The sequence below is a fragment of the Paenibacillus monticola genome (genome assembly GCF_009664975.1).
Lineage (GTDB): Bacteria > Bacillota > Bacilli > Paenibacillales > Paenibacillaceae > Paenibacillus_AQ > Paenibacillus_AQ monticola.
On record NZ_WJXB01000007.1, the window covers coordinates 339,169 to 365,246 of the forward strand.

Annotated in this window: 30 protein-coding genes; 5 read left to right on the top strand and 25 right to left on the bottom strand. The window is 44.3% G+C overall.

Annotation, left to right across the window (positions count from 1 at the left end; all coding sequences use genetic code 11):
- Position 1: 1 nt before the first annotated feature.
- On the bottom strand, positions 2-889 hold the full coding sequence (locus tag GJB61_RS19355; protein WP_154120658.1) for a sugar phosphate isomerase/epimerase family protein: 888 nt from the start codon (positions 887-889) through the stop codon (positions 2-4).
- A 123-nt stretch (positions 890-1,012) separates the two neighbouring features.
- Between GJB61_RS19355 and GJB61_RS19360 the strand changes: the two genes are divergently transcribed.
- The gene (locus tag GJB61_RS19360; protein WP_338115954.1) at positions 1,013-1,897 is read left to right on the top strand and encodes a helix-turn-helix domain-containing protein; all 885 of its coding nucleotides are present in this window, start codon (positions 1,013-1,015) and stop codon (positions 1,895-1,897) included.
- Between the two features lie 454 nt (positions 1,898-2,351).
- Here the strand turns inward: GJB61_RS19360 and GJB61_RS19365 are convergent, their stop codons facing one another.
- The 4 genes from GJB61_RS19365 to GJB61_RS19380 are packed head-to-tail and all read right to left on the bottom strand — an operon-like array spanning position 2,352 to position 6,438.
- Positions 2,352-3,455, bottom strand: coding sequence for a Gfo/Idh/MocA family protein (locus tag GJB61_RS19365; RefSeq protein ID WP_154120660.1), 1,104 nt, complete (start codon positions 3,453-3,455; stop codon positions 2,352-2,354).
- 21 nt (positions 3,456-3,476) lie between these two features.
- Positions 3,477-4,208, bottom strand: a complete 732-nt coding sequence (locus tag GJB61_RS19370) for a ThuA domain-containing protein (RefSeq protein ID WP_154120661.1) — start codon at positions 4,206-4,208, stop codon at positions 3,477-3,479.
- Positions 4,209-4,233: 25 nt separating this feature from the next.
- Complete coding sequence (locus GJB61_RS19375) at positions 4,234-5,394, bottom strand: Gfo/Idh/MocA family protein (RefSeq protein ID WP_154120662.1); 1,161 nt, start codon at positions 5,392-5,394, stop codon at positions 4,234-4,236.
- On the bottom strand, positions 5,395-6,438 hold the full coding sequence (locus GJB61_RS19380; protein ID WP_338115972.1) for a LacI family DNA-binding transcriptional regulator: 1,044 nt from the start codon (positions 6,436-6,438) through the stop codon (positions 5,395-5,397).
- A gap of 178 nt (positions 6,439-6,616) precedes the next feature.
- On the opposite strand from GJB61_RS19380, the gene GJB61_RS19385 reads away from it, so the two are divergent.
- Positions 6,617-6,787: a hypothetical protein gene (locus tag GJB61_RS19385; protein ID WP_154120664.1), complete on the top strand. Its 171-nt coding sequence runs from the start codon at positions 6,617-6,619 to the stop codon at positions 6,785-6,787.
- A gap of 56 nt (positions 6,788-6,843) precedes the next feature.
- Here GJB61_RS19385 and GJB61_RS19390 read toward each other — a convergent pair whose 3' ends face one another.
- The 5 genes from GJB61_RS19390 to GJB61_RS19410 all read right to left on the bottom strand — a co-directional run bounded on the left by GJB61_RS19390 (position 6,844) and on the right by GJB61_RS19410 (position 10,061).
- A complete protein-coding gene (locus GJB61_RS19390; RefSeq protein WP_154120665.1) occupies positions 6,844-7,653 on the bottom strand; it encodes a hypothetical protein in 810 nt (269 codons plus the stop codon).
- A gap of 63 nt (positions 7,654-7,716) precedes the next feature.
- Positions 7,717-8,064: a RidA family protein gene (locus GJB61_RS19395; RefSeq protein WP_154120666.1), complete on the bottom strand. Its 348-nt coding sequence runs from the start codon at positions 8,062-8,064 to the stop codon at positions 7,717-7,719.
- Positions 8,065-8,110: 46 nt separating this feature from the next.
- On the bottom strand, positions 8,111-8,644 hold the full coding sequence (locus tag GJB61_RS19400; RefSeq protein ID WP_154120667.1) for an AAA family ATPase: 534 nt from the start codon (positions 8,642-8,644) through the stop codon (positions 8,111-8,113).
- A 98-nt stretch (positions 8,645-8,742) separates the two neighbouring features.
- Positions 8,743-9,042 (bottom strand): hypothetical protein, encoded by a 300-nt coding sequence (locus GJB61_RS19405; RefSeq protein ID WP_154120668.1) that lies wholly within the window; start codon positions 9,040-9,042, stop codon positions 8,743-8,745.
- 143 nt (positions 9,043-9,185) lie between these two features.
- Positions 9,186-10,061 (bottom strand): LysR family transcriptional regulator, encoded by an 876-nt coding sequence (locus GJB61_RS19410; protein ID WP_154120669.1) that lies wholly within the window; start codon positions 10,059-10,061, stop codon positions 9,186-9,188.
- Positions 10,062-10,189: 128 nt separating this feature from the next.
- Here GJB61_RS19410 and GJB61_RS19415 point away from each other — a divergent pair, with 128 nt between their 5' ends.
- Positions 10,190-11,077, top strand: coding sequence for a DMT family transporter (locus GJB61_RS19415; protein ID WP_154120670.1), 888 nt, complete (start codon positions 10,190-10,192; stop codon positions 11,075-11,077).
- 118 nt (positions 11,078-11,195) lie between these two features.
- A complete protein-coding gene (locus GJB61_RS32605; protein ID WP_420819759.1) occupies positions 11,196-11,318 on the top strand; it encodes an IS3 family transposase in 123 nt (40 codons plus the stop codon).
- A 111-nt stretch (positions 11,319-11,429) separates the two neighbouring features.
- Here the strand turns inward: GJB61_RS32605 and GJB61_RS31815 are convergent, their stop codons facing one another.
- From GJB61_RS31815 to GJB61_RS19460, 8 genes are all read right to left on the bottom strand, one after another.
- On the bottom strand, positions 11,430-12,158 hold the full coding sequence (locus GJB61_RS31815; RefSeq protein WP_229522018.1) for an alpha/beta fold hydrolase: 729 nt from the start codon (positions 12,156-12,158) through the stop codon (positions 11,430-11,432).
- A gap of 643 nt (positions 12,159-12,801) precedes the next feature.
- Positions 12,802-14,286, bottom strand: coding sequence for a DHA2 family efflux MFS transporter permease subunit (locus tag GJB61_RS19430; protein WP_195724408.1), 1,485 nt, complete (start codon positions 14,284-14,286; stop codon positions 12,802-12,804).
- A gap of 32 nt (positions 14,287-14,318) precedes the next feature.
- On the bottom strand, positions 14,319-14,945 hold the full coding sequence (locus GJB61_RS19435; RefSeq protein ID WP_154120672.1) for a TetR/AcrR family transcriptional regulator: 627 nt from the start codon (positions 14,943-14,945) through the stop codon (positions 14,319-14,321).
- A gap of 196 nt (positions 14,946-15,141) precedes the next feature.
- Positions 15,142-15,891: a stalk domain-containing protein gene (locus tag GJB61_RS19440; RefSeq protein WP_154120673.1), complete on the bottom strand. Its 750-nt coding sequence runs from the start codon at positions 15,889-15,891 to the stop codon at positions 15,142-15,144.
- Between the two features lie 105 nt (positions 15,892-15,996).
- On the bottom strand, positions 15,997-16,740 hold the full coding sequence (locus GJB61_RS19445) for a M15 family metallopeptidase (RefSeq protein WP_229522020.1): 744 nt from the start codon (positions 16,738-16,740) through the stop codon (positions 15,997-15,999).
- 26 nt (positions 16,741-16,766) lie between these two features.
- Positions 16,767-17,690, bottom strand: a complete 924-nt coding sequence (locus GJB61_RS19450; RefSeq protein WP_154120674.1) for a hypothetical protein — start codon at positions 17,688-17,690, stop codon at positions 16,767-16,769.
- A gap of 192 nt (positions 17,691-17,882) precedes the next feature.
- The gene (locus GJB61_RS19455; RefSeq protein ID WP_338115973.1) at positions 17,883-19,310 is read right to left on the bottom strand and encodes a DHA2 family efflux MFS transporter permease subunit; all 1,428 of its coding nucleotides are present in this window, start codon (positions 19,308-19,310) and stop codon (positions 17,883-17,885) included.
- Between the two features lie 85 nt (positions 19,311-19,395).
- Positions 19,396-19,965: a TetR/AcrR family transcriptional regulator gene (locus tag GJB61_RS19460; RefSeq protein ID WP_154120676.1), complete on the bottom strand. Its 570-nt coding sequence runs from the start codon at positions 19,963-19,965 to the stop codon at positions 19,396-19,398.
- 172 nt (positions 19,966-20,137) lie between these two features.
- On the opposite strand from GJB61_RS19460, the gene GJB61_RS19465 reads away from it, so the two are divergent.
- Positions 20,138-20,572 (top strand): DUF4395 domain-containing protein, encoded by a 435-nt coding sequence (locus GJB61_RS19465; protein ID WP_154120677.1) that lies wholly within the window; start codon positions 20,138-20,140, stop codon positions 20,570-20,572.
- A 9-nt stretch (positions 20,573-20,581) separates the two neighbouring features.
- On the opposite strand, the gene GJB61_RS19470 is transcribed toward GJB61_RS19465, so the two are convergent.
- The 7 genes from GJB61_RS19470 to GJB61_RS19495 form a co-directional block, all read right to left on the bottom strand.
- Entirely contained in the window at positions 20,582-21,778 is a 1,197-nt protein-coding gene (locus tag GJB61_RS19470; protein ID WP_154120678.1) for an MFS transporter, read from the bottom strand.
- Positions 21,779-21,849: 71 nt separating this feature from the next.
- The gene (locus GJB61_RS19475) at positions 21,850-22,434 is read right to left on the bottom strand and encodes a TetR/AcrR family transcriptional regulator (RefSeq protein WP_154120679.1); all 585 of its coding nucleotides are present in this window, start codon (positions 22,432-22,434) and stop codon (positions 21,850-21,852) included.
- An 86-nt stretch (positions 22,435-22,520) separates the two neighbouring features.
- A complete protein-coding gene (locus tag GJB61_RS19480; RefSeq protein ID WP_154120680.1) occupies positions 22,521-23,048 on the bottom strand; it encodes a hypothetical protein in 528 nt (175 codons plus the stop codon).
- Between the two features lie 181 nt (positions 23,049-23,229).
- Positions 23,230-23,703 (bottom strand): ferritin-like domain-containing protein, encoded by a 474-nt coding sequence (locus GJB61_RS19485; RefSeq protein ID WP_154120681.1) that lies wholly within the window; start codon positions 23,701-23,703, stop codon positions 23,230-23,232.
- Positions 23,704-23,951: 248 nt separating this feature from the next.
- Entirely contained in the window at positions 23,952-24,122 is a 171-nt protein-coding gene (locus GJB61_RS31280) for an N-acetyltransferase (protein ID WP_195724399.1), read from the bottom strand.
- Complete coding sequence (locus tag GJB61_RS19490) at positions 24,123-25,103, bottom strand: ROK family protein (RefSeq protein ID WP_154120682.1); 981 nt, start codon at positions 25,101-25,103, stop codon at positions 24,123-24,125.
- Between the two features lie 182 nt (positions 25,104-25,285).
- Positions 25,286-26,071 carry an ABC transporter permease gene (locus tag GJB61_RS19495; protein ID WP_154120683.1) on the bottom strand — a complete coding sequence of 262 codons (786 nt, stop codon included), beginning with the start codon at positions 26,069-26,071 and terminating at the stop codon, positions 25,286-25,288.
- Positions 26,072-26,078 lie beyond the last annotated feature (7 nt).

A 26,078-nucleotide genomic window follows, 5' to 3' on the forward strand; every position in this document is an offset into this window, starting at 1 on the left:
CTTAAGCCGGATTCGGCACGAAGCTGCCACCGCGGCATTGCTTCAAATAATTCAGCGCATGGACTTGCCCGGTCATCTCCAGCTCATCCCGATAGACAGGGTCATGCCAGCCTTCGATATCAATGGTGCCTTTATAACCTGCCTGACGCAAAATAGTAATTACATCTGACCAGTTCGTATCTCCAAAACCTGGTGTCCGGTGCCACACATAAGGTTTAGGGCCATGGATACCGTATTCTTTTATAATATCCCAAGCTATGGTGGCATCTTTGCCATGAACATGGAACACTTTATCCATCCATTTGCGCAACTGCGGGATCGGATCAATCAGTGCAACCATCTGATGGCAGGGTTCCCACTCCAGTCCGAGGTTTTCGGCGGGTACAGCGTTGAACATTTTTTCCCAAGCCATCGGATTGTGTGCAATATTCCAGTCTCCGGTTTGCCAGTTTCCGTCCATAGAGCAATTCTCGAAGGCGATGCGCAGTCCGCGATCTGCAGCTCTTTTGGTAAGCTCACCAAATACCTCTGTGAACTTTGGAATCGACTCATCGATGGACACCCCAGGAATCCGACCGGTAAAGCCTGACACCATATCTGTGCCAAATAAATGGGCATGATCAATCAAACGCTCCCAGCTAGCTAGCGTATCCGAATTGTCACCAGTATTCGTGAGCGGATTGCCGAAGATCCCGACGGAAGAAATAATAAAATCATGTTCTGCTGCTAGTTCCGAGACACGTTTAGCCGTTTCAACTAAGTCTGTCTTCTCTGTAGTTTGCCAAAAGGTTAAGCTAAAAGATTCAAACCCATGACCAATAATCTGCGGGATAACTCTGACTGCATCCCCGCCCCCTACTAACGTACCGATCCGCAATGTATCCTTCATCTTGTGACCACTCCAATATTGGTTTATATTAAGTTCAGCTACCTAAGTATATTCGTCATTTCTAGTCAAATCTCTGCTTATCTTGTGTAGTTATAGCTGAATCTTGTGGGAGTTGAAGCAATAGTGACTTATCCGAAAGAGCTTAAAGAATATCCTCAACTGGAGGAGAAAACGTATCCGTTTCGCTTATTTTTCAATGATTCCAAGGAGGTAAAAGCCGCTCAGAATATCCTATTTCTGCACTGGCATGAGCATTTTGAGATTATAGTCATGCAGCAGGGCAGCGCAATATTCCATGTGGACAGTCAACCGTATGAGGCGAACCCCGGAGATGTGATCTTCGTGCCATCGGGCGGATTGCATGTTGGCTACAGCCTGCGGGACGAGAATGTCCGATACGTATCGATCGTGTTCCATGCTTCTTTGTTCAAGGATTGGAATCAGGACCCTCAACATGAGCAATTCGTTGCACCCTATCTAGACAACCGTTATCAGTTCCCGGTCAAGCCGGCAGAACAAGTACCCGCCTGCTCCACCTATTATTCACTCCTGTACACCATAATAGAGGAAGTACATACCAAAAGTCCCGCCTTTCAGCTGGTGATCAAGAATCAACTACATTTGCTCTTCACGCTGCTGTCCAGAACTTTTTTGCCGCAGCAGTTATCAACTAAAGCTAATGAACGTCAATCGTTCAATCGCGAGCGCTTCAAGCCGCTATTGGAGTATTTGGATGAGCATTTTGAAGATAAAATGACGATCGAGAATGCTGCGAAATCCGTCAATCTCAATCCATACCACTTTTGCAAAACCTTCAAAAAGCTGACCGGACGCACCTTCATCGATTATGTAAACCTATGCCGAGTCAATGAAGCCGAACGGCTGCTGCTGGAGACTGACTTCACCGTGACGGAAATTGCCGGCAGAGTGGGCTGTGATAACCCCAACTACTTCACCAAGCTGTTCAAGCAATATAAAGGGCTAACTCCCTCCAGTTTACGTAAATAGTTGTTAACTCTAAGTGAGAAAAACCCACGAGCTGTTCTCTCGTCTTTATTGGGAGAGGAGTCGAAAGGGATAGACCTCTGAGAGATATAGGAGGAATAATGGACTGGGAGCAGCGGATTTCGGCTAAATGTTGTATTTTTTGCAACATACCTCTCGAAAATAGCCGCTTATTATTAAATTGTTGGATGGAATACAACAATTTAATTCAAAACAGACTCTACAATTAGTGAATGTTGGATTTCATCCAACAATTCCTACTTGTGGAATAGATATAACAAATATTGTTGTATTTCATCCAATATTTTCACTGGAGAGCTAGTGGTTGCGAGCATCAACATCCTTTTCGGGAATCAGAGAATCCCCTTCTATTTTCCCCGAAAATCAGATGAATTCTTATCTTTCGAAAAAAAAGGACTCCAGTAGATAAGCTACTGGAGTCCGGTTACTGCAGTTATTAGTCCAATGTATACGGCTGCAGTCCTAACGGGAGCGCAGTCGGGCGTTCGCAGGTGCTCTCCATCTCATAGAAACTGCGAGAATCGGAAGAGTCATGAAAGGCCCACATCGCTTCCAGCACATGATAAGCAAGTTCACCGCTAGCGCGGTGCTTGCGTCCAGTACGAATAGCATAAGCCATATCAGCGGGTCCAATACCTCGTGTGTTCTGGTCGTAACCAGGCACCAGCGGCTCTTCCGTCCAGTCTTGTTCACCGATGCGCCGATATTTCACAGGTCCGCCAAAGGTGTTCGGATCGGGAACTTGGATTGTTCCTTCAGTACCGTAAATTTCTATAGGTGGCAAATCGCTGCCCCCAAAGACATCAAAGCTGGTAATCAGCGTTGCAATCGCCCCACTGTGGAATTGCAGTGTTCCGGCAACGTGGGTCGGGATATCGACCGGAATCTTTTGGCCAGACTTCTTCTCGCTCGTAATCGTTCGCTCTTGCAGTGCTTTACCAGTCATTCCGGTTACCGTATGAATAGGACCCAGCAGCTGCACCAGCGCTGTCAGATAATAGGGGCCCATATCGAACATCGGGCCACCTCCTGCAGCATAGTAGAATTCCGGATCGGGATGCCAATGCTCATGGCCGCGTCCCAGCATAAATGAGGTTGCTGCGACAGGTCTGCCAATAACGCCTTCATCAATCAGCTTCAGCACCGTCTGAATACCCGCGCCTAGGAAGGTTTCCGGAGCACTGCCCACAAGCAGCCCTTTTTCCTTGGCCACTGCGAGCACCTTGCGTCCTTCTTCTCTTGTCACAGCTAGCGGCTTCTCCACATATACATGCTTGCCAGCTTCAAGTGCACGCAGGGTAACCTCGGCATGTGCTGCTGGAATCGTTAAATTGATCACAATCTCGATCTCTGGATCATTCAATAATTGCTCCGTAGTATAAACGTGCGGAATATTGTATAGATCTGCCTGCTCCTGTGCTCTCGTCAGATCCATGTCTGCACAAGCGATAAGCTCCAAGACTGCGAACTTCTGACAGTTCTCCATATAGATACTGCTGATCTTACCACAGCCTATGATGCCAACTTTTACTTTGTCCATTGATAGATCGCTCCCAACAATTTATTGACTATCTGCCATGCCGCTATAGCTGTTGCCAATCGTCGATACATCTTTCTGATTCAACGTAGCATTCTGTTTGCCTTCAGCAGCCCAGAGCAGTCCTCTACGCATCATTTCCTTCACCTGAGGCTTCTCAACAATGTCGGCATGATGTCCAAGCGAATTGTAATACACTCGGCCCACGCCCCAGCGTTTGGTCCAAGCTACAGGCATATCCACTGCTTTGTTGAGCGAATGAGGTCCATCTACTACCGGAAAACGGGTGGTTGCAAGCACTTCTACCGCAGGATCAACATGCAGATAATATTGCTCAGACGAAACATTGAAATCCTCCATGCCGGCTACCAGCGGACTGGAGCTCTGAGGAAATTGTATCGTGTAGTTCACTCCATCATTGCCAGGATGTGCTACCCATTGTCCACCCGTCATAAACTGCCAGTCCGTATTCTTGCGGAACGAGTCACACATCCCGCCATGACAACCCGCAAGCCCGGTTCCATTCTGCACAGCAGTGGATACGTTATCTACAAACTGCTGAGAGATTTCACCCATCGTCCAGACGGGAACAATTAGGTCCAGACCGAGCAGCTTATCAGCATCTGCAAAAGCCTCCAGCGTATTAGACACCTCAACTTCAAACTGCTCTTCCCGCAACAGCTCAGCGAATACTCCGGCGACCTGCTCCGGTTCATGTCCGTCCCAGCCACCCCATACGATCAATGCTTTTCTCATATTCAACACTCCTTTTATTAGATGTTTACATCTCGGACAATTCGACCCAGCGGCGTTCATCAATTGAACGTTCTACTGCTTCCAGTACGGCTTGGCATTTCACACCATCATGGAAATTTGGCACCGGCTGACGCCCTTCTTCTATCGCTGAAGACAGCTCCAGCATTTCGTGAATAAATGTATGCTCGAAGCCAATTGTATGACCTGGCGGCCACCACGCTTCTGCATATTCATGAGCAGGATCAGTAGCAAGCACCCGGCGAAAGCCCTGGACATCCTCAGCATCAGAGGTTAGATATACCTCCAGTTCATTCATCCGTTCGAAATCGAACTTCACACTACCCAAGCTGCCATTGATCTCAAAAGAATTCGTAGAGCGATGACCGGCTGCGAACCGCGTAGCCTCAAAGCTGCCGATGGCACCGTTTACAAAACGAGCCAAAAATAATGTGGCATCATCTACAGTCACAGCTCCCTTAGGAGCATTCGTATCGCCTTTGGCACTTAACCCAGTCATTTCAGTGGCGAGCGGACGCTCCTTGATGAAGGTTTCACTCATACCAATAACTTCCTGCATATCACCCACCAGGAAATGGGCCAGATCAATCAGATGCGCGCCAAGATCTCCGTGTGAGCCTGAACCGGCAATTTCCTTTTGTAATCTCCACACTAATGGGAATTCAGGGTCCAAGATCCAATCCTGGAGAAAGCAGGCGCGAAAATGATAGATCTTGCCAAGCCGCCCGCTCTCCACCAGCTTCTTCGCCAGCCTGACTGCTGGAGAGAACCGGTAGTTGAATCCCACCATGTGAGCGACGCCAGCTTCTTCTGCAGCCTGCAGCATTTCGCGGGAGTCTGCCAAGTTTAATGCTAACGGCTTCTCGCAGAAAATATGTTTGCCAGCCTTCACAGCTGCCAGCGCTATTTCTTTATGCGCATTGCTTGGCGCATTAATATCAATAAGATCAATATCCTCGCGGGATATCAAATCCTTCCAATCCGTTACACTCTCTGCCCAGCCAAACTGATCTCTTGCCTTGTCCAAATCCTCGGCATTACGCCCGCAAATCACGGACATTTCCGGTTTCAAGGCTTTAGGGAAGAACATGGGCAGACTTCGGTAGGCATTGCTATGAGCTTTGCCCATAAATTTGTAACCAATCATTCCAATGCGCAGCTGTTTCATTTAATTCCTCCTCGATTTCTTGATCTGGGATGAAGCACGAATGATAAGCTCAGTGGGAAGTTTAATCCGAACTTTCTGGACAGATGCCTCCGGACCGCCGTCCGGCATTTCCAGCACCTTGGCAGCAGCCAGCTCACCTAGCCGATAAAAGGGAACCCGTACACTGCTGAGCGCAGGGGTTGTGAGTTCAGCCGCATCCGAATCGTCATATCCAACGATAGCAGGCATACGTTCAGCCGTGACGCCTAACTCCCGCAAACCTTGCTGTAGGCCAATGGCCATTCGATCATTGGCGGCAACAATGGCGTCTATCTGTTCGAGACGTGTAACCATCTCTTTAGCAACAGCTACTCCACTCCTGCGGCTGAAATTGCCTTCGAACTGCAGCGTTGGGTCAAGAGCAATTCCCGCCTCGGTTAATGCACGAGTATATCCTCGCATACGATCACGACTGTTCGAGTAAGCTTCAGGGCCATTGAGAAAAGCAATTCGCGTGCAGCCCTGTTCCAACAAATGAGTTACGGCTTGCCAGCTGCCTTCCACATGATCCGCATCTACCTCATGAAAGGACTCTCCCTCGAAATGCTGGTTGATCAGGCAAAAAGCATGCCCTTCCTCCTTCAGCAGACGTAAAGCTGCCAGCTCGCCGGGCTCTTCTTTTGCTCCCAGTACAATACATGCATCTACCTTACGCATCCGAAACAGTCCGCAGTAGTCCATCGGCTCATTGGCATCACGAAATAGCATTAGCAGATCATAGCCCTCTTCCCGTGCTTTACTCCCGATTCCGCTTAAGATTTCTGAGAAATAATAAGCAGAGAACAGCCGTGCTTTCGGCAGATAAGGCATAACCACGCCCAAGTTCCCGCTACGTCTAAGTGCAAAGCTACGGGCTATGGAGCTAGGTGTGTAGCCAAGCTTAGTTGCTGCCGCCAGCACACGCAGTTTCGTCTCTTCCTTCAGCGGACCAACATTGTTGAGCACGCGGGATACTGTGGCTTCTGAGACGCCCGCCAGCTCAGCAACCTCTTTTCGGCTGGTGATAAGAAATCCTCCTCTTAAAAAATAACATCAATGTACACGCGTACATTTTCTCACGAAGTTTGCTTAAGGTCAATCCCTATTAGACATAAATCGAAGGGGATAGTTATAATTCAGAATCACTGGGATAAAATGCAAACCACTATCTAATACTAGATGTATGAAATTGGAGGTGAAGCTAATGCCCAAAAACAGCGCCGATCCCAAAAAGGACCCTGCTGATAATCGCGCAGATCAGAAAAACAATCAACAGAAAAATGGCTATACTAAAGATGAAAAAGAGATGTTGAATATCAATAAAGCTGACGATTATGTCCCAAGTATAAACGGCATTTCCAAAAATAAAATCTAGATAACTTGAAGGCTGCCTACGCGTCTCTATAAGACGAACAAGCAGCCTTTCTAAGATCACCAACCTTCAAGTTCTGTTAGCAATACACCTTTCTTGGAAAGCGTCAGACTCTGATTACTCGTAAAACCTTCAATACTCTGAATTCTCTTGGTGATAAATGAAAACTCATAAACCTTAGTGAAATCACCATTCAGAGTAAAATTAACTTTACTTTCAGCTGGAATGAATACCAATGACAATTGAGTAGGATAGTCCCCACTTTGCTGCACGGTTTCCTGAAGTACGTCAAATCCAGTTTGCAAATTGAAAGTTTCTCTATGATTTGTAATCATGTCATAGGCCTTAAGATATCTATCTGCCCCTGCTCCTTTTATATTCCTATTTTCATTAGAGATAACTTCAGATAAAGGAAAATTAGTGAGTACCATGAAATCCTTATTACTGCCGCTTGAGTCCATTTCAAGATGTTTTCTTCCTGGCTCAACAATGTAAGTCTCGCGATTCTTCCCAACTATCATGCTATGTACACTTTGGTTGGGAAGATTAACAATGGCATGGCTTTCTAAATAATCAAGTATTTGCGCTAACTCGATGCGTCCTGAAAGAACTTCATCAAACAACTTCATGATGTGTATGCAATCTTTCCCTCGTCTATAATTGCCTTCTTCAATGGGATCAACCATTAGTAAGTTCATAAATGTGCCGTTACCATTCATTCCGAATGCTGGATAGAATTGTCCATTGTCATTCTGCAGAACTAGAAGCTGATCGTCTCCTTGTAAAGCAATTTTAATGGGTCTACGGGAAATATCGAAGTTCATGCCAATCACAGTTTTGTCTAAATGAACTGCGAAACTTGTGCACATGGTGAAAACCTCCTATGAGATATGTGATTAGTTTTTGTTGCGGAGTTACTGTATCGCATCGTGTTATTGAAGTCCTTTGTAGGCTACGCCATCGATCATCATCAGACAGTCTGAGTCAATAAATTCGGTTGTCGAAGTCATTCTTGCTGGGAATTTATCTTTTTCAAAATACTCAGTGAAAACCTGTTCCATCTCAGGCAAATCCGTAATGTATTTGAGGTATACATTTACCTTAACGATATTTCCCAGAGGTACATCGACTTGAAGCAGCGTTTTCTTTAAATGTACAAAGGTATCGTGAATCTGTTCTGTAAAACTGTTCCCGAATCCTCTATGCAATCCGAGATAGACTGAATCACCAGCTACAACAGCCGATGAATAACTAAATGGAGTTGAAATTCTTGTAATCATCAGGTCAAACCTCCTAATTTTTTTTGTTTTCATCTAATCCAACTCTTCATGGGGCTAATCTGATTCTCAACAAAATCCTATGTATAATTTCATTTATACTTAATTGATCAGTATCTAAATGCTCTTTATACATGTCATTTGTTAGCGTATTCAGACATTTTATCGTTTGTTGGTAGGTCCATCCTCCTTCTTTATCCCCTCGAGAAGCTAATCTTTGCAATATCGTTTCTTCAGAAGCCATTAGGCAGAAGTGATACAGCTCGTGATCTATGCTCTTGAAGCCCTTCACTATATATTCGAAATTCCCAGGTTTATAGATAGTCATTGGAACGATTATATGTTTATTGTACTTTCTCTTTACTTCTTCCAGCGTCCGTACCGTTAGAATTCTCCATAACTCTATATCCTGAAAATCATCTGTTCTCTCCTCTTGTAATCTAATCTCTTCAGGGATGATATTTCTTAGCATATATCCAATCTCTTCAGGATCAAATATCATACTGTTGGGAATCTGTGTTTGCAGTAGCTGAGCTGTTGTGGTTTTCCCTGCGCCAAATGCCCCATTAATCATAATTATCATCGAATCCCTCCCAGAATCAAATGAAATTTCAACTGCTGAACACTTCATAAAACAGATCGAAATGTTTCTTCTCCGTATACTCATCACTGATTTTCGCTTCATAGGTGTAAGATTCCCCACAATATTTGAGTATCAGTACTGATGCTATTTGCTTTACCCAGCTTTCCTTTCTTATCAGTAAAAGTATATATAATGGAGCCTCGTCCCTGTCCCAACGGATCTGATAACAGATCAATCTCTTTGATTTCAAGTCCTTGTACACTAGGAATAGCTTCACCATTGTTATATTTCCCAACTTCTTCTGCAGCTTGATTCAAGTCACTCAACTTAGAGGAACAGCTAATAAGGTTTAGACAGGCAATTAGTACAATAATGGACGACAATGCTATTTTTCTCATCTTACCTCCTATTGCCTTGGATAATATCCATGCTATATATAGAATTCGTCTGATTTCCCCCGTTACCTTTTTATGTCAGATAGAAATTTGCCTATTTAAGGTTTAACGGCAGCCTCCATGGACCCTTGATTAAGAAAGGGGGCTCAAGGATTAAGCTCCAACCAGGATTGCACGTGCTTCAGGAAACGTTTAGTAGCGGGGGAGGCATATTTCATGGAGTTCACAGCAATTCCAAGCGATCTGAAGCTGCGATCCTCCAATTCAAGTGCAGTTATATGGTGATTTTGACGCTTTAAGACCAGTTCAGGCAAAATACTAATTCCCAGCCCTTTCTCCACCATTGCCATAATCGCATAATCATCACCTGCAGAGAATTTGATCTTGGGTTTGATTCCTGCTTTATCTAACACTCGGCGGATATCATAATCCGATCCGGCCTTCTGGACAATGAAATCCTCATCGGCCATCTGTGCCAAAGAGAGAAAAGGCTCCCTACTTAAGGGATGCTCTAGCGAGACAATTCCCAACATCCGGTCCTTTTTCAACGGGAATATCTCGAATTTCTCACGGGTAGGTAACGAAATAAAGCCGCAGTCGATCACGCCACCCTCTATCCATTGCTCAATCTCCAGATAACTGCCTTCAAGTAGCTTAAATTCAATATGTGGATACTCAATTTGGAATTGCTTAATCATGCCAGGCAGCCAATGCACGGACACGCTAGTGAACGTACCAATCGTAATCGTTCCTATCTCCAGTCCATGGATATCGGCAACCGTCTGTTTTAATTGCTCGTTCCACTTCAGAATTTCACGGATAGGCTGCAGCACCTGCTCCCCATTTATCGTTAATTTAACACCTGATCGGTTTCTAACCAGCAACGAGAAGCCAAATTCCGACTCCAGGCTACTGATGGTATGACTGATTCCGGATTGGGTGAAGCCTAGCACTTCAGCGGCTTTGGTCAAGCTTCCAAGCTCTACTACCTTCAGAAACACCTCGTATTTATTGATACTCAAGCTGATACTCCCCTTTTCTCCCTCACATGAGAATTGCTCATGTTTCCTATGATAAACATTCAGTTAACTTATGTAATCGTGGATATTATACTGTATTTACTTGAATTATAGAAGGATGATGACGTGAGATGAAACCGCTCAAAGCTGAGCTAATGCTGTTAGTTGTAACCCTATTCTGGGGCTCGTCCTACATATTTATGAAAATGGGGCTTGGAACGCTGGGCGAATTCAATCTGATTGCGCTGCGCTTTGGGCTTGCTTTTTGTTTAGCCGCATTATTATTCCATAAACGATTGAAACGTGTGGATGCTAGGACTTTGAAATATGGAGCATTACTAGGCTTCCTGCTGCTTGGTGTCTTTACCTGTATCACCTTCGGACTAAAGACCACCACTACCTCAAATGCCGGTTTTCTGGTGGCTTTGACTGTAATTTTTGTACCCATGATTGATGTACTCGTGTTCAAAAAAAGAGTCGCCCCCCCGCAAGTCTTTGGCTCCATCCTGGCGATTGCCGGAATCGGCCTGCTTACGTTAAACGCTACACTAAGAATTCAATCGGGTGATTTCCTTTGTATTCTGGCAGCCGTATTCTATGCCGTGCAGATTCTGGTCACCGGTAAGGCCGTAAAGACCAGTGATTCATTAAATATCGGCATCCTGCAGTTGGGCTTCGCTGGTGGTTTTGCCTTAGTGTTGTCCACCCTATTCGAGACTCCTTCACTTCCTAGCACCCTGCCGGGCTGGATTGCGATCCTGGCACTCGGCATTCTCTGCAGTGCCTGCGGCTTCATTTTGCAGCCGGTTGCCCAGAAATACACTTCGCCCACCCGTACTGGGTTAATCTTCTCGCTGGAGCCGGTATTCGCAGCCTTGTTTGGCTACTGGTTCGCTGGTGAACAGTTGTCAATCCAAGGTTACACTGGTGCGGCACTTGTTCTGTTGGGTATTATCGCCTCAGAACTATTAGGAAAAATCTCCTTTTCACGGATCTCCGAAGAACCGGAGCGGATTTAGTGAGGAGTTATTTTGCTGCGGCAGGAATTTTTCCATTCTGAATGATTTCTCTCATCTGGTTTCTGGCTGATCTTTATGGGCGGTTCATAGCTTTCCTTACGATGCGTGTAATTCAGTCATAGAAAACTTCTTCAAAATCTTAAAAACAGAGCTTTTATATATTCAAACTTTCGTGTCCATGGAAGACTTCATCAAGCAACTTCATGAATATATACACTATTACAATCTTCGAAGAACCTAAGAAAAGCTCCAAGGACTGTTTCCGGTAGAGTTCCGGCTACTGTCCTTGGAAGCAGCTAAAAATACTAGATGTCTACGTTTTGGGGTCAGTTCAGTCAAGGTAGCGGGGATTTCATATTAATTTCTGCAAGAACAGACCGACTTCTTCAATGTATTTTTGTTGTTCTTCATCTGGAATCATATGACCGGAATACTGAAATTCTATAACATTTAATTCGGGGATCGATTCCTTATATATTTTAAGTGTTTCTTCCGAAATATCCGAAGGAATTTTCGCCACCGCATTCCTTCCAACGAATAGAGCCACCGGAATGCGAAGTTTTGATAGTCGTTCCGAAAAATCAACTTCATCTGCGTCATTCTCCAATCCTTGTAAAGCTTCAAGACGCATATAGTTTAATATTGGCACTTGCAAATATACTAGTTTACTCCAAAAATCCAACGCCTCTTTCCCAACACTTCTATGTATAGGAGCTTGATCTACCAAAATAAGTCCACACATGTCTTTCTGATTTGATAAACTCCAACCTATAGCATATACAGCCCCTCTTGAGAATCCAAGTACACAGTAATTCTTAAGGCCGCAATAGGAAATAACTGCTTCAATATCTGATAGATGATTCTCAAGATTATAATTACTTTTCGGAGTAGAACTTAATCCACGACCTCGAAAACTAAAAGTAACAACATGTCCTGGAATTTCGGACAGTAGTGGGATAGCCCTCTCTGCAGATTCCCACAATCCATTAATTATAAGTAATGAAGGTGTATTTTCAGATATGACTCCATTCTCAAGAATGTGTAGCATAACTGCCCCATTAGCAATAAAATAACTTTTCATATTTCACCATCCATTTCAAATTAAGTTTAGAATGATCATGGTTAGCGCGATGTTAAAGTGGTTAATTGAACGCTTCATCCACTCACCTCCTGATTGGCATAATATTTTTCTCATAGCTTCCTCAGTAATTTGAACGACATGTACTCTTACCTGGGCAAAGTCATTGAACGATTAATTGATAAGAGGGAAAAAGAAGAAACACTTCAAATAGAAAATGAACAATAAAAAAGGGTGCTCGATTTGAGTGCTCTTTTTTTCGTTATAACACATCAGAAAATACTCACACATAAAAAAATAGTACGCATTATCGTCCAACTTAATTAGCAATTGCAGCAATTACTGTTGCAGTATTAGTTCAATGCTGGACATTTTATCCCTCCTAAATATTTGTCGCTTATAATACGGCATTTAATTGGAAAGGTGCCAGAATATGTATTTCGAAGAATCCCCATATTAATTTCAACCAAAATATAGCCGATGGGAATCCCTTATAATAATCTATTAAATATTTTTGAACATCCGCTCATACAAGGACTTCACTTTTGGGGTTAATCTTCTCGCTGGAATCGGTAGCAGAGCACAAACAAGCCGCCCCAGCAAAAATGCTGGAGCGGCTTGTTGTTCCTATATGTTAGCAGATGGATTAATGTCCCATCATCATCGCTGGATCAGGCTGTTTACCGTCTTTAGGAAGAGGCGTATCAGCCACTTTCGGTCTACGCAAGATGAGACTGATAATAATACCAGCTGCAGCTATGCAGGAAGTCAGGAAGAATACATCATTGAAGCCCAGAACCGAAGCTACCAATGGATTGCCGCCTTTCGCCATTTCAGCCATGTGAACTGAAATCTGGCTAGTTAGATAACCAGTCATCCCTGCGACTGCGAAGGATACAACGACCTGCTGAGCAGCTGCTGTCAGAGGAGTAACACGACCTACCCATTCACGCGGTGCTGAATTCAGTACATGTGTATTCAACGGCATCATGGACAAGCCCATTCCAAGTCCCATTAAGGCCAGAGTCATCATGACCATAGGAAGATTCGTGTCAATCGTAATGCCTGATAGTAGATATAAGGCTGTTGAAATGATACTCAATCCGACAAAAGCCAGCGGACGTGCGCCAATCTTATCAAACAATCGTCCGCCGAGCGGCATCCCAACACCGGAAGCTAAAGCTTGAGGCAACATAATTAGCCCTGTCTCTAGCGGCGTATACTGCCGAATCTGTTGCAGGTATAACGGAACGAACAACATTGAACCAAACAATGCCGCTTGTGTAACCCATAACAAGATAATTCCACGGGTGAAATCCGATGATTTGAACACTCGCAGCTCCAGCAATGGATGCTTATGAAGCAGCTCTACGATAACGAAGAGTACAAGTGCAACACCACCGATGGATAACCCGAGGATTGCCGGCGTGGAAGACCAACTGGTTCCTCCGCCTTCATTAACACCATAGGCCAGCATGGAGAACGCAATCGGAGCCAGAATCATACCTAGTAAGTCGAGATGCGTCTTGCCCTTCTTCTCAGTCTTAGGCAAATATTTAACCCCAAGAATGATACCTACAATACCAATAGGTAAGTTAATCAGGAAAATCCAGTGCCAGCTAACATACTCCACCAACCAACCCGATAGAATAGGACCCAGTGCAGGTGCTAACAGCATCGGAATTCCGAGCATACCCATAATGGAACCCATGCGGTTCGCAGGAGCTAATTTGAAGACCATAGCCATCCCGATCGGAGCGACCATACCGCCCCCCAAGCCTTGAATGACCCGGAATAAGATAAGCTGTGTTGAGGTCTGAGCAAATGAACACAACATGGAGCCTAAGATAAACATGGTCACTGTAGTCAAAAATACTTGTTTCGAGCCGAAGCGGTCAGTCATGTAGCCCGCAAGCGGAATTACTGCTGCCAAAGCCAGGGTATAGCCAGTAATCGCCCATTGAATTGTCTTAAGATCTGTTGAGAAATATTCCACCAGCTTAGGTACGGCAACATTTACGACCGTCCCGTCTAGGATAACCATGATCATACCTACGATAATAGCTAACAACGGGGGTATAATGGCTCTTAGAGAAAATGGCTGTTCTGCTACTGCGCTCTTCTCATTCATTGTTTTTGACATCCAGTTCTCCACTCTTTTCTCTATATATTATATTTATAAAAATAATGCTCGAACAACGCCTCAATTTGAGTTTCAATAGATGGAAATTGAAAGCTAGTTTCAAGCTTATTTTGTACTCCTGGTGAGCAGGAACTCATCGTTAAAGGAAAAATAATCGCACCATATAACTGCAACATCATCATCCTTAGCTTCACTTCGTCTTGCTCATTTGTAATTTCTCGTAAAGCAGCATGCATGTGCTTCATTCTCATTGTTTTGGCATAACGGGTATATTCATCCTGAGAAGCCAAAATATTATGCCCTTGATCAATCATCTGTCTAGCTAGTCCGGGATACTGTTCCAGATTGGCAATGTAACCGATAAAAAATTGCTTTAAGCGTTCTTTAGGCGATAAGGAGTTATCTTCAAGCGCTTTAAAGGCATCATCAAACGTGGATAACAAGACTCGTACGGCGTCAGAGATCAAATTATCTTTAGATCCGTAATAATAATTAACCAATGCTATGTTAGTATCTGCTTTAGCAGCGATTTTGCGCAGCGTTGCACATTGGAGTCCATCTTCTCTAATCAACCTAACCGTGGCATTTAATATAGTCTGCTTGGTATCCTTGTCTGAATGATCTACATTGTTATCTGTCGTGTTCATCCTTCTATCGTATCCCTCCTTTTAATGATTAATCATTGATTAATTCGTTGTTTAATTCATTGATTAATTTACTCCAGATTGCTTCGTTTGTCAACAATAAGCTTTCAATTTTAAGTTTCTTAAATTATTCCAAATAAAACAGACTATGCTTAGCCCCATTTGGAGCATAAACATAGTCTGTTGAAAGGTTGTATGGTTATGGCAGTTTGACTGGTAGAGGTGTGATTCGCAAATCAGTAATTTCAGCTGAGTTGTTCAGCCTAATCTCAAACGAAGCCTCCGCTTCACTGAATGAAAGCACACTTTGGAGGATTATTCCTTCCTCATTCCGACTGCTCACTGTAGTTTTGACACCTAGATAATTCCCAGCTGGAGCCGCTATATTCTCCCAAGTCTGCTGTATTACAGGAATGGAGATTGCCCGCTTCATTACCGGATCAAAGTAACGATCCTCCAGCTCCTGATACTTTCCTGCTGCGAGCAATCCAACGATTACTCCTGCGGTTACATCAGGTGTATACACCTCCACTTGGTTAGTTGCTGCATCATAGGCTGTTACTAAACCAAGCGCTGCGAAAAAAGATAATGGAACGTAAACACGATCCTGTCGGACAACGGTGTTCTCTTTGAACGTAACCTTCACTCCATTATTAGTAAGGTCTTGCCCACCAGCTTTGAAGGCAATCGTACTCTGAATACTATTCAATTGGATAGTATCCGTGGCTTTCTGATAGGAGGTTATAAACTTCAAGGCAACTGCAGTCTCTCGAAGCGGGATCATCACCGTAGATCCACTGAAATAGGGAGCAGAATCTTCAAACTTCAGGGACTGGCCATTCAGGATAACGTTCACATTGCTGGCGGCACTGGAGACCGTTCGGGCCGGTATCCATGAACCTATCATCAATAACAGAATACTTAGGACAAAGGCTGAGATTCTTCTCATCAAATCCAATCCTCCTCTTCTGTATTTAAGAATCAGTATGCACGCTTACATCAAGTAATACTCTTATATTAAACATTAAACTCAATAATATGCAATAGAACCGGATCACTCTATATTAAAGTTGAAATATTGATTTGGATAAGGTTCCTTAAGCAGTGTGAAATGCCACCACTCCTTTGTGTAGGGCTTAAATCCGTGCTTAATCATGGCTGCGTTAAGGATGGCCCGGTTCGCCTTCTGAGTCTTGTTAATTAGGCTTGTCTCATAATAAGAGATATTCCCGAAGAAATCATACGGGCTGCCCATATCCACATTAACACCTGTTTTGATATTAACTATTGTTAAATCTACCGTACTGCCTCTTGAATGTCCGGACTTCTTGGCGATAAAGCCCAGTTTAAATAAATTTCGTTTATCCAACAATGGATAATATTGTTGTTTCATCTTAATATCTCTGGCATCTTGAGACCAGCTCACAAAGTGATTGACTGCTTTTTGCGGACGATAGGCATCATAGATTTTCAGGAGATACCCCTTCGGTTTCAGATCCTCACTTACAGCCTTAAGGGCAGTTGCTGCTTCGCGTGTGAAGATTGCCAATGGAGCGTGATAGCCTGTAACTCGCTGCCCAGTGAAATTATTCTCACCATAATAACGAATTTCAAATTGCGCGGAGGGAATAATCTCTTCCAGATAGACGAAGCCCTGTGGCAGGTTATGCTTTTTCGTAAGATTAAGTTGTTGCAGTGCCTTATCTACAGATGTCCCCGTGTAAGCCGCACCCGCATGTCCAGTCATCATGTAGCTCAGCCCCAGAATAATGGCAGAAGTGAGTAGTACAAATTTCATTCTCCTTGGTAGCAATTTCAACAAACCTATGCCCCCTCGTTTTTAAGAAACTTTTCAATCGCTGGCGTGAACTCATTCTCCGTACTATCCAGCATGTTCAGCAGCTTCTGTATGGTTGCCAAAAGTTTACTATTTCCTATACCTTTGTTCAAGGCATCTTCGTAGGCTTGTCTCAGCTTAGGGTCCAATTTCTTTTGATCATAGTCATACGCCGGTGTGTTGTCGGTCCCATAAAACAGGCGGGAAACCGCATAAGTAAGTTCCTTCTTAACAGTAGCTACGCGATTGGAAATAGGATATTTTCGCACAAAGGTCTCCATGGCTAGCGTTCTGGCAATGACCTCATCCCAACTAATTACAATTCCTGCATCATATGTACTTGGACGATTGGACTCTTTCGCCATAATGTCGATATAAGTGGCAATATCCTGCTTAATATAAGGCTTAAAGCCTTTATACCCTTCGTAATGCATCACCGGATAATACATACCCTCGCTGGTTTCCATCTTGTAACCCTTGTCACGGCCTTCAATTAATATAACACGGATTTTGGGGTCCTTGATCGCTTTAAGCAAGCCGGTATAGGTAAGTCCATTTTTGGGGAATGCTGTGCCAATCGCCTTCTGAACGTTATCCGGATATATTTTGTCCGAAAAGTCAGACAGCTCTACCTTTTGCGCGTTCTCCAGTTGTAGCGTCATTAGGGTCGCATTCCATACTCCAGCCTCATCTATATGGTTTATTAAATAATTGCGTGCCTGGATAAGCTGGACCGGTTGCTGCAAATATTCCTGAAACTGTTTATAAACGGCTGAGGAATTGGGTGCGGTTGCGGCATAAGCAGACTGTGTGCCTATTGTGGTAACCACTGCCCCTGAACCTAGAGCAATAGCTATGCCGAGAATTGCTCCCTTTTTCAAATTCATTATCGATAAATTATTCGGTTTCATATTGCCCTCCTCGTAGAGATAATATCTTATTGTCATCTTATTAGACAGTCTTTAGCGTCAAAAGGTTACACTTATGTTTGGACGAATTGTGGGGAGCTGAAACAAGTTGTTCCTGTTACCGTCACCTGCTCATTCTAAAAAAAACACACCCACAACGCGGATGTGTTCTCGATCATGAATCTAATTAACGCATTAATGCATAGAGCTTTGTGTTTGGTGCGAAACAATGACCCGCTTCAGGAAGAAAGCAACCACAAGGCCTACAATAGATACGATCATCCCAAAAATAAAAGCATTCTGCACACCATTGGTGAACGCGGACAACATATTGGCAGGGTCCTTAGGATCAGCAACACCCTTCAAAAAGCTGTTCGTACCGGCAGTCATAATACTGACCGCCAACGCGGTACCAATCGCACCTGCAACTTGCTGTAGTGTATTCATAATTGCCGTTCCATCAGGATACAATTCCATTGGCAATTGATTAATTCCGTTCGTCTGAGCCGGCATGAAGATCATCGACACGCCGATCATGAGCGCACTATGCAGTACAATTACGAAAACAACTGTCGAAGTAGCAGTGATGCTGGAGAAGAACCACAGCGATACGGCAATAATGATCAGGCCTGGTATAACAAGCCATTTGGGACCATATTTATCGAACAAACGTCCCATTAGCGGAGACATCAATCCGTTAATTAAACCACCGGGCAGCAACAATAACCCTGCCTTAAAGGCCGTATATCCTTGACCCTGTTGGAGATACATGGGAAGAATCAGCATAGAGGACAGGATGACCATCATCGCGATAAAGACCATGACCACACCCACAACGAACATTGGGTATTTAAAAGCACGCATATTAATCATAGGCTGCTTCATCGTCAACTGACGGAAGACAAACAACGCCAGTGCTACGACGCCTATGATAATTGGAATAATAACTTTGGGGGTTCCCCAGCCTTCAGTTCCACCCGCACTACTGAAACCATACACGATTCCGCCAAACCCCAAGGAAGAAAGTACAATGGAGAGCGCGTCGATTCTTGGTTTCGTTACTTTCGTTACGTTCTGCATGAAGAGAATTCCGCACACCAGCGCAATCACCAGGAAAGGCAGCGACAGCCAGAATATCCAATGCCAGCTAAGACTTTCAATCAGCAGCCCGGCAATTGTTGGGCCAATTGCTGGTGCAACCATGATTACCAGTCCAATTAAGCCCATAGCGGCGCCTCTTTTGGCAGGAGGTATGATCACAAGAATAGTGTTAAACATCAGAGGCAGCAGCAATGCTGTTCCCATCGCCTGAACTACTCTTGCCGTCAGCAGAAACTCGAAATTCGGTGAGACTGCCGCCAGAAATGTGCCCAGTATTGAGAAACATAAGGCGGCAACAAATAGCTGTCTCGTCGTGAACCATTGCAGTAGCAATCCTGATATCGGTACAAGTATTCCTAATGTAAGCAGATATGCCGTTGTCAACCATTGTGCAGTCGAGGGGGTGATGTTTAATACATTCATAAGATCAGATAATGCCACATTTAACGCCGTTTCACTGAACATTCCAATAAACCCTGCCAGCAGCAAAGAGATTAGAATAGGGAGGGTTTTGAACTTTATTTCCTCGGTCTTTTGTTGTCCTTGTACGGTAGCTTCCACTCTAATATCCTCCTGAAAATGTGTTTTTTCTCTCTTTTCTATCTGTTTAGCCCAGTAGAACAGGGATAAGCCTTGCTGCAGCCAGCAATGGCTGTTCATCCCGATAAGTCAGCGCCTGCAGCAGCGCTCCTTCAAATAAGGAGATTACAACGGAAGCCTTATCTGCTGCTACCTCCGGCTCCTCTCCTGCCTTCAACAGGCTCTGCCTCACTACATCCTGCCAGTCTTTAAAGACGGCCTGACACGCAGTCCGCAGCTCCTCACTTATGCAGGACGTCTCTACTGCTAACCAGAAGCTGAACGGAACCACTCCCTTAAAAGAGGATTCCACAGCATCCTTAGCCATACCCAGAATAAAGTCCTTCATCGCTTCCACAATATCTGCGCTATTCTCTACATGATATCTGAGCTTCTGCGCGACAATTTCACTGGTGCGGTTGATGCACGTTAAAGCCAGCTCTTCTTTGCCATGAGGGAAGTAATAATAAAGTGAACCCTTTGGTGATTCGCTGTCCTTAATTATCTGGTTCAGGCCCGTAGCATGATAGCCTTGTGTGAAAAACAATCTTGAAGCGGTATCCACAATCGCCTCGCGTGCATTCGGCTTGATTGACAAGCTTGACACTTCCTTCTTGGAATTATAACAATCGGTCTACATAATAAAACCATAATGTATTGAACGATGTCAATGATTTTTTATTTTAAATTTTAATATCCCCCATAATCCTTCCCAAAAACCCTTGCGCTCGCTATACTATAACTAAACCAATAAGATAGGTGTGAATTAAATGAGTGAAGGATCTACAGGAATTCCCAGACCACTTGTCAAAACCAATCAAGGTTTCATCGTTATTTCCGTATTATTAACTTGGTTTACCGGTCAATATTGGATTCTCGCCCTGCCGCTGGCCGCTGGCGTGCTTGGTCTTGTTTTTGGATATAATCCTGTGATTAAGCTTGGTGCGAAGTTTCTGACAAAAGAGCGGTCTGCCTACCTGCTTGAGGATGCGGAACAACAGCAATTTAACCAGAGCATTGCCGTCTTCTGTCTCACGGCAGGTCTGGTCAGCTTCATTGCCGGTTGGACGATTGCCGCCTATATTTTCACAGCATTGGTCGCAGTTGCGGCTACTGTTGCTATCCTCGGGTTCTGCATCGGCTGTTTTATCCATTATCAATGGAGAATGTATACCTACAGACGCAAGCAAGGAAGCAGCCACTAAAGAAAAGCCTTATGATCGCGAGGACTGGAGTAGCTTACTCTTATGATCCGCATAATAGATCTCGAATCGCTTAGAGTAAACGATAATGTAGACGATCATTATGGCTGCCAACGAGTCTAGAACAATAAGGGCTGTGTTTAAGCTAAAGATTAAGGTCAATCCCCCAACACCTATAATAGGAACAATAAAGCCACAGTAGGCCAATAAATAATAGGTGGAGATGACTTGTGCACGTTCATTGGGTTTCGGTAGAATACCCGCTAGCCGTAGACTAACCTGAAAGGTCCAACCTCCACCTATTGCTTCTATAAAGATACCGAGCCACAGCAGTGATAGCCTGCCGGTTTCTCCGGACATCACCGTAAAGCAGGACCCGGTCAATAGCATGATCAGCCCCATACGAATCCTTGTCATATCGTTACGAGGGATGCGGACCATTTGGGCGATGGCCCCGCCTCCCAGCAGTAGCAGAATAAGCAGACCTGAGACGGACAGATTGGAGCTATGAATCACATTCTTTGTGAATGAAGGAATTAAGGATAGCACAATGCCGTTAAGTGTAAAGACCATAAAGATAGACAAGCCGATAAATGACCAGAAATGCGGGGATATCTCCTTGGGAATACCGAGAGTAATCTTAGGTGAAGCTATCCCCTCTTTTGCAGAAGAATCCTCAGGTAGTGTGAACAGTGCAATCAGCGCACTAATCAACAGCACACTGAGCAGAACAAAGGGCAGGCGAAGGGGTTGATAACCTGCATATTGGATCATTAATCCACTAATCGCCGGTCCTAGTCCAAAACCGACCAAGATTGTAACTCCCAATAATGTTAAGGCGATTCCCTTTTTTTCCTCAGGGCTCTTCAGGAATAGAAAAGCCGCTGAAGCGCCTGTAAAGGCACCATAAGCAATCCCCTCCAGCATCCTCCCAGCATAAAGCATCCAGGCCTGATTCGCAGACATGAAGAGCAGAGTAGCGACCAGTGAAAGCAGAACACTCGAAATTAGTACTTTTCTGAGGCCCCAGGATTTACCTTTAGAACCGACAATGAGTAGTGAAGGCAGCAGGCAGACCGCATAAGCCGCAAATAAGAGGGTAATCTCCAGGCTTGTCAAATGAAAATGCTCTTGATACAAAGGAAACAACGGTGAAGTAAAAGTAGCCCCAAAAGCCATCATCAGCATCACCCATAATATTCTTTTCATATAACTCAGCTCCCACTCCATAATAATGTTGATTTATATTTGAATGACCGTTCAAGAAAAGACCAAAAAAATTAAACTACGACTGATAGCGCGACTTTACAGACATCTTCTAATACACTGCGGTCATGGGCAGTCTTCCCCATTACATGCAGCCCTTGCTTCGTATTCGCTAAAAAACGGGCCAATTCACGCAAATTGTGTTTCCCCTTAACATCGCCATTCTTCTGGGCGCGTAGCAGGAATTGGTAAAATAATGATTCCACATGAATCGCATACGCCTCTACTCTGCCCGAAACCACAGGATCGGTTGCAGCAACCTCCATCGCGGCATTGGTCATAAAGCAACCTCTTCGTTTCGTATCATTGTTCATGGAGCTATCAATCACTTTGCCGAAGAAACGCTCCAACAGCTCTTTAGTGGCTCCCTCTTCGGTTAGTATTGAATAGTATTTTTCTTGTGAATTATGCTGAAAACGGTCTAGACAAGCCACGAATAGCGCATACTTATCCCCAAAGGTGTCATACAGGCTGCCTCTATGGATGCCCAGCTCCGTACACAAATCCTGTATTGAAGTCCGTTCATACCCTTTCGTCCAGAACAAATCCAGCGCACTCTCGAGCGCTTTCTCTTGATCAAATTCCTTATGTCGAGCCATTCTTCACAACTCCTTCTGCTACTAAGTATCACTATATAATATCTTGAACGATCGGTCAAGATATTATCAAAAGAGTGACTGCAAGCTCACTCTTCCCCAACAACATCCCAGCGATGTCTAAACTTTTCTAACCGAGGGTGGATATTGGCAGGAGCGGCTGAGAGTATTAAGCGCAACTTCACAATCCACTCCTCAAAGGAGGAAAAGGCTGCGAACTGGTTGGCCATCTCGGGGGTCACATAGAGAAAATATGGAGAAGGATATACATCGGTAATATGACGCAGTGCAGAATCGAGTGGCGTATATTTTTTTCGTTTCCCTTCCAGATTTTCCACCGTAATGAAAGATTGGCCCTGATCCCGTTTCCATTCATGCAGCCGCTCTTCTCTTTTATAAAAAGACTGTACAGGCTCCCTTGTCATCCGGCGCACGGTTTCCTCATGCAGTGGATACAATACAAACTTCGTGAACCTGCGGTCTGCTGCCGTCTTGGCTGCAACCGCCAACTCGAAGTCCGTTGTACGCTCAAAAGAATCATAAAATATTAAAGTCCCTTTACGCTGTTCAGCTGGTGGTTCGTAGCCATAGGGTACATTTTGAATATCCCGTTTCATTTTTAACCTCCCGCACTTTTATTTGAAATATATAAATTTATTTGTTCACACGATAACTTATCCTTATATTTCTCGAAGAAACGGTTGCCGTCCATATAAAGGATGGCAAAGCCGTTTCATCTTGTATAGCATATCATGTGACAAGTGCAGGAGTACAATTCTCATGAGCCTGATCTTTGATTTAATTTTTGTGCTGATTCAAGGTAAATAAATAATTGTATTTGCTGGCATGTTTCAACTCATCTAAAATAATTCCATAAACAGTATCACGATAAATTCCCACCGGTAGTCCAAACCATATCTTCCGGTATTTCTCAACGGCCGACAATTCACCTAGCAACGCCCGCTGCAATCCTTCCGTATACGATTCAACACGTTGATATTGTTCATTGCTTATGCCCGTGATTTCCTGACCGGTGATCTCCCTATAGATTCCACGGAACATTTGATTATGACCTCGTTCATCATCGCGTATTGATGTGATAATCGATGCTTGTTCAGGGGTTGGAGCTAATTTGATAAGTTCATCATAGAATAACTCGTCATTTCGTTCTCCTTGAACCGCTTCTTTGATTAAATTAAGGGCTTCTGCCAGTGATACCGACCAAACGGGCGTAAACATAACTCTTTTCCAATATGGATTAACCCAGTACATACCAAGAACCTCCCGCTACCAATTTGATTCACTTCACCAGCATATGTACAAATGCCTAGTTTGGTCTCAAACTGCTGGGAGATTCCGTCAATTGTATAAACCGAGTTTCATCAACATGCCAGCGATCATTGAACCATCGGTGTAGTTCTTTTCACAATATCATAGGGTCAAAAGCCCAAATTAGCATAAAAAAGCAGAGCTCTGGTATTACAACTCTGGCAGACTAAGTGCAGCTCATTAACATTTAATTAGTGCCTGGCAGCAGTGATCATGTTCCGAATCAAAAATAGTGCAGCGTCCTGGCCCCTGTAATCTGGAGAAACGATCACGTTTCCTAACCAGCACTGTTCACCTGCCTCCAGATTATAGAGATTGGCATAACCCCAATAAGGCCACTTTCGTCCAACAGCACTCGACAACTATACATTTGACTTCACATCCATCTTCTTCCACGCATAAGAAGCAGCACCCAGTGTTCCCGCCTGACTGCCTAGCTCTGCCTGAACAATGCTGCACTTGCTGCTAGATAGCTTCAGTGCATGCTGCTGCACAGTATCCCGAACGGTGTTAAGCAGCCGATCTCCTGCCGCTGCCATCCCTCCACCAACAATGATCCGTTCAGGGTTGAACATATTTATAACGTTCGCCAAACCAAACCCCAACATTTCCCCGGTCTCACGCATTACCTCGATCGACAAGGCATCGTCTCGATCATAAGCTTCCGAAATCATTAGCGCGGTAATTCGATCGTTCTGCGACTCCGTCCATTTCTGTATAATACTGCTTCTGCCCTCGGCCAGCTTCTCTTTAAGTGTGTTAACCATCCCTATAGCAGATACATATCTGCCCAGACAGCCGGAACTGCCACACCTACAAGGGCGCCCGTGTCTGTACATGTTCATATGCCCTATTTCTCCAGCGCTGTATGATGTGCCATAGATCACCTTACCGTCACTCACCATCCCGGAGCCAAGGCCGGTCCCCAATGTAATCAACACTAAATTAGCATATCCTCTGCCCGCTCCATGCTGCCACTCCCCATAAAGATTAACCCGGACATCATTATCAATATAAATAGGAAAATCATAATAAAGCTTCATTTCATCAATAATCGGCACATAATCCCAATCGGGAAAGTTTGGCGAGAAAATAGAAATTCCAGCCACCGGATCTAAGAGACCAGGAATACCGATCCCCATAGCCTTGACTAGATCTAGTGTAATGTTCGTTCTTACCGTTAGGAGATGCACTGCTTCTCTTATACGGGCCAGCACATGTGCTGAGCCTGCCGAAGCTTCCGTTGGAATTGACAGCTCTTGTACAGCCTTGAATTCTTCATCGAAAATCGCTGCTTTGATATTGGTTCCACCAAGATCAATACCTATTAGATATGGTTTCATATATCCTCCTGCAAATAGTTAGAAACATACCTTCATTATGGATAACGTTTGGCTGAATTCATAGGTGTACTAAATAACGTTTTATTATATTTTACCAACACTGTTCAAGAATGAAAAAAAAAGCAGTCCAAGAACGGTTAGGTTCTTAGACTGCCTATTCATTCAAAGAGCAATGCTTATCGTTACGAGCCCGCTCCCTTATAACGTTTTACCCCATAATTCCATGCAAGCAAGCCAATGGCTAGAAATACCGCACCAACCGCAGGTGTCAGCAGAGCCATCCCCTTCATCTCGTCACGCTGTAGAAAAAGCGCAGCCGGATACACGCCAACGAACGCAAACGGTATGACCCAGGTCAGCAGCACCTGAATAGCCCGGTTGTAGATCGTCACCGGATAACGTCCATAGGTCTGGATGTTATACATCAGCGGGAGAATTCCCGTCGGAGCATCCGAGTAGAACGAGAGAGATGTCAGCGTTGTATAAATACCGGTATAAATGGCCACCGCACTTAATGAAAGTACGATCAACGCTGGTATAGTCCACCATTCAAAGGGAAGGCCGAGATTCGCCCCGCTAATACCCATAATCACAAGGCCAATTAATGAGCCGAACAGGGAGGGCGGGTCTATATTTTCCAAAAGGATCTGGAATAAATTGTGCGCCGGACGAGTCAGGACTCGGTCCATCTCTCCCTTGGTGATATAACGCTCGCTGAAGCCCCACAGATTCACGAAACAGCTGAATATCCCAAAGGGGACCATAAAGAAGCCATATACGAATACCACTTCATTCTGATTCCAGCCGCCAAGACTGTCTGTATGCATAAAGATCACGAGAATGAATATAAAGTTGGTGGCCTGGAACAGCAGATCCGATACAACCTCTACCCAGAAATCGGCACGGTAAGTAAGCCGGGACTTAATGTAGTTCTTAAGATATTCATTGATTAATCCGAAATAATACAAACCTACC

Coding starts and splice junctions, on each gene's coding strand:
- GJB61_RS19400 (WP_154120667.1), bottom strand. CDS start 8,644: ATGATAATTATGATTAATGGGGCATTTGGCGCAGGGAAAACCACAACA.
- GJB61_RS19385 (WP_154120664.1), top strand. CDS start 6,617: ATGCCCAAAAACAGCGCCGATCCCAAAAAGGACCCTGCTGATAATCGC.
- GJB61_RS19485 (WP_154120681.1), bottom strand. CDS start 23,703: ATGTACTGGGTTAATCCATATTGGAAAAGAGTTATGTTTACGCCCGTT.
- GJB61_RS19480 (WP_154120680.1), bottom strand. CDS start 23,048: ATGAAACGGGATATTCAAAATGTACCCTATGGCTACGAACCACCAGCT.
- GJB61_RS19365 (WP_154120660.1), bottom strand. CDS start 3,455: ATGGACAAAGTAAAAGTTGGCATCATAGGCTGTGGTAAGATCAGCAGT.
- GJB61_RS19435 (WP_154120672.1), bottom strand. CDS start 14,945: ATGAACACGACAGATAACAATGTAGATCATTCAGACAAGGATACCAAG.
- GJB61_RS19395 (WP_154120666.1), bottom strand. CDS start 8,064: ATGATTACAAGAATTTCAACTCCATTTAGTTATTCATCGGCTGTTGTA.
- GJB61_RS19355 (WP_154120658.1), bottom strand. CDS start 889: ATGAAGGATACATTGCGGATCGGTACGTTAGTAGGGGGCGGGGATGCA.
- GJB61_RS31815 (WP_229522018.1), bottom strand. CDS start 12,158: ATGAAAAGTTATTTTATTGCTAATGGGGCAGTTATGCTACACATTCTT.
- GJB61_RS19450 (WP_154120674.1), bottom strand. CDS start 17,690: ATGAAACCGAATAATTTATCGATAATGAATTTGAAAAAGGGAGCAATT.
- GJB61_RS19490 (WP_154120682.1), bottom strand. CDS start 25,103: ATGAAACCATATCTAATAGGTATTGATCTTGGTGGAACCAATATCAAA.
- GJB61_RS19405 (WP_154120668.1), bottom strand. CDS start 9,042: ATGAGAAAAATAGCATTGTCGTCCATTATTGTACTAATTGCCTGTCTA.
- GJB61_RS19465 (WP_154120677.1), top strand. CDS start 20,138: ATGAGTGAAGGATCTACAGGAATTCCCAGACCACTTGTCAAAACCAAT.
- GJB61_RS19470 (WP_154120678.1), bottom strand. CDS start 21,778: ATGAAAAGAATATTATGGGTGATGCTGATGATGGCTTTTGGGGCTACT.
- GJB61_RS19430 (WP_195724408.1), bottom strand. CDS start 14,286: ATGAATGAGAAGAGCGCAGTAGCAGAACAGCCATTTTCTCTAAGAGCC.
- GJB61_RS19440 (WP_154120673.1), bottom strand. CDS start 15,891: ATGAGAAGAATCTCAGCCTTTGTCCTAAGTATTCTGTTATTGATGATA.
- GJB61_RS19445 (WP_229522020.1), bottom strand. CDS start 16,740: ATGAAATTTGTACTACTCACTTCTGCCATTATTCTGGGGCTGAGCTAC.
- GJB61_RS19475 (WP_154120679.1), bottom strand. CDS start 22,434: ATGGCTCGACATAAGGAATTTGATCAAGAGAAAGCGCTCGAGAGTGCG.
- GJB61_RS19415 (WP_154120670.1), top strand. CDS start 10,190: ATGAAACCGCTCAAAGCTGAGCTAATGCTGTTAGTTGTAACCCTATTC.
- GJB61_RS19375 (WP_154120662.1), bottom strand. CDS start 5,394: ATGAAACAGCTGCGCATTGGAATGATTGGTTACAAATTTATGGGCAAA.
- GJB61_RS19370 (WP_154120661.1), bottom strand. CDS start 4,208: ATGAGAAAAGCATTGATCGTATGGGGTGGCTGGGACGGACATGAACCG.
- GJB61_RS19390 (WP_154120665.1), bottom strand. CDS start 7,653: ATGTGCACAAGTTTCGCAGTTCATTTAGACAAAACTGTGATTGGCATG.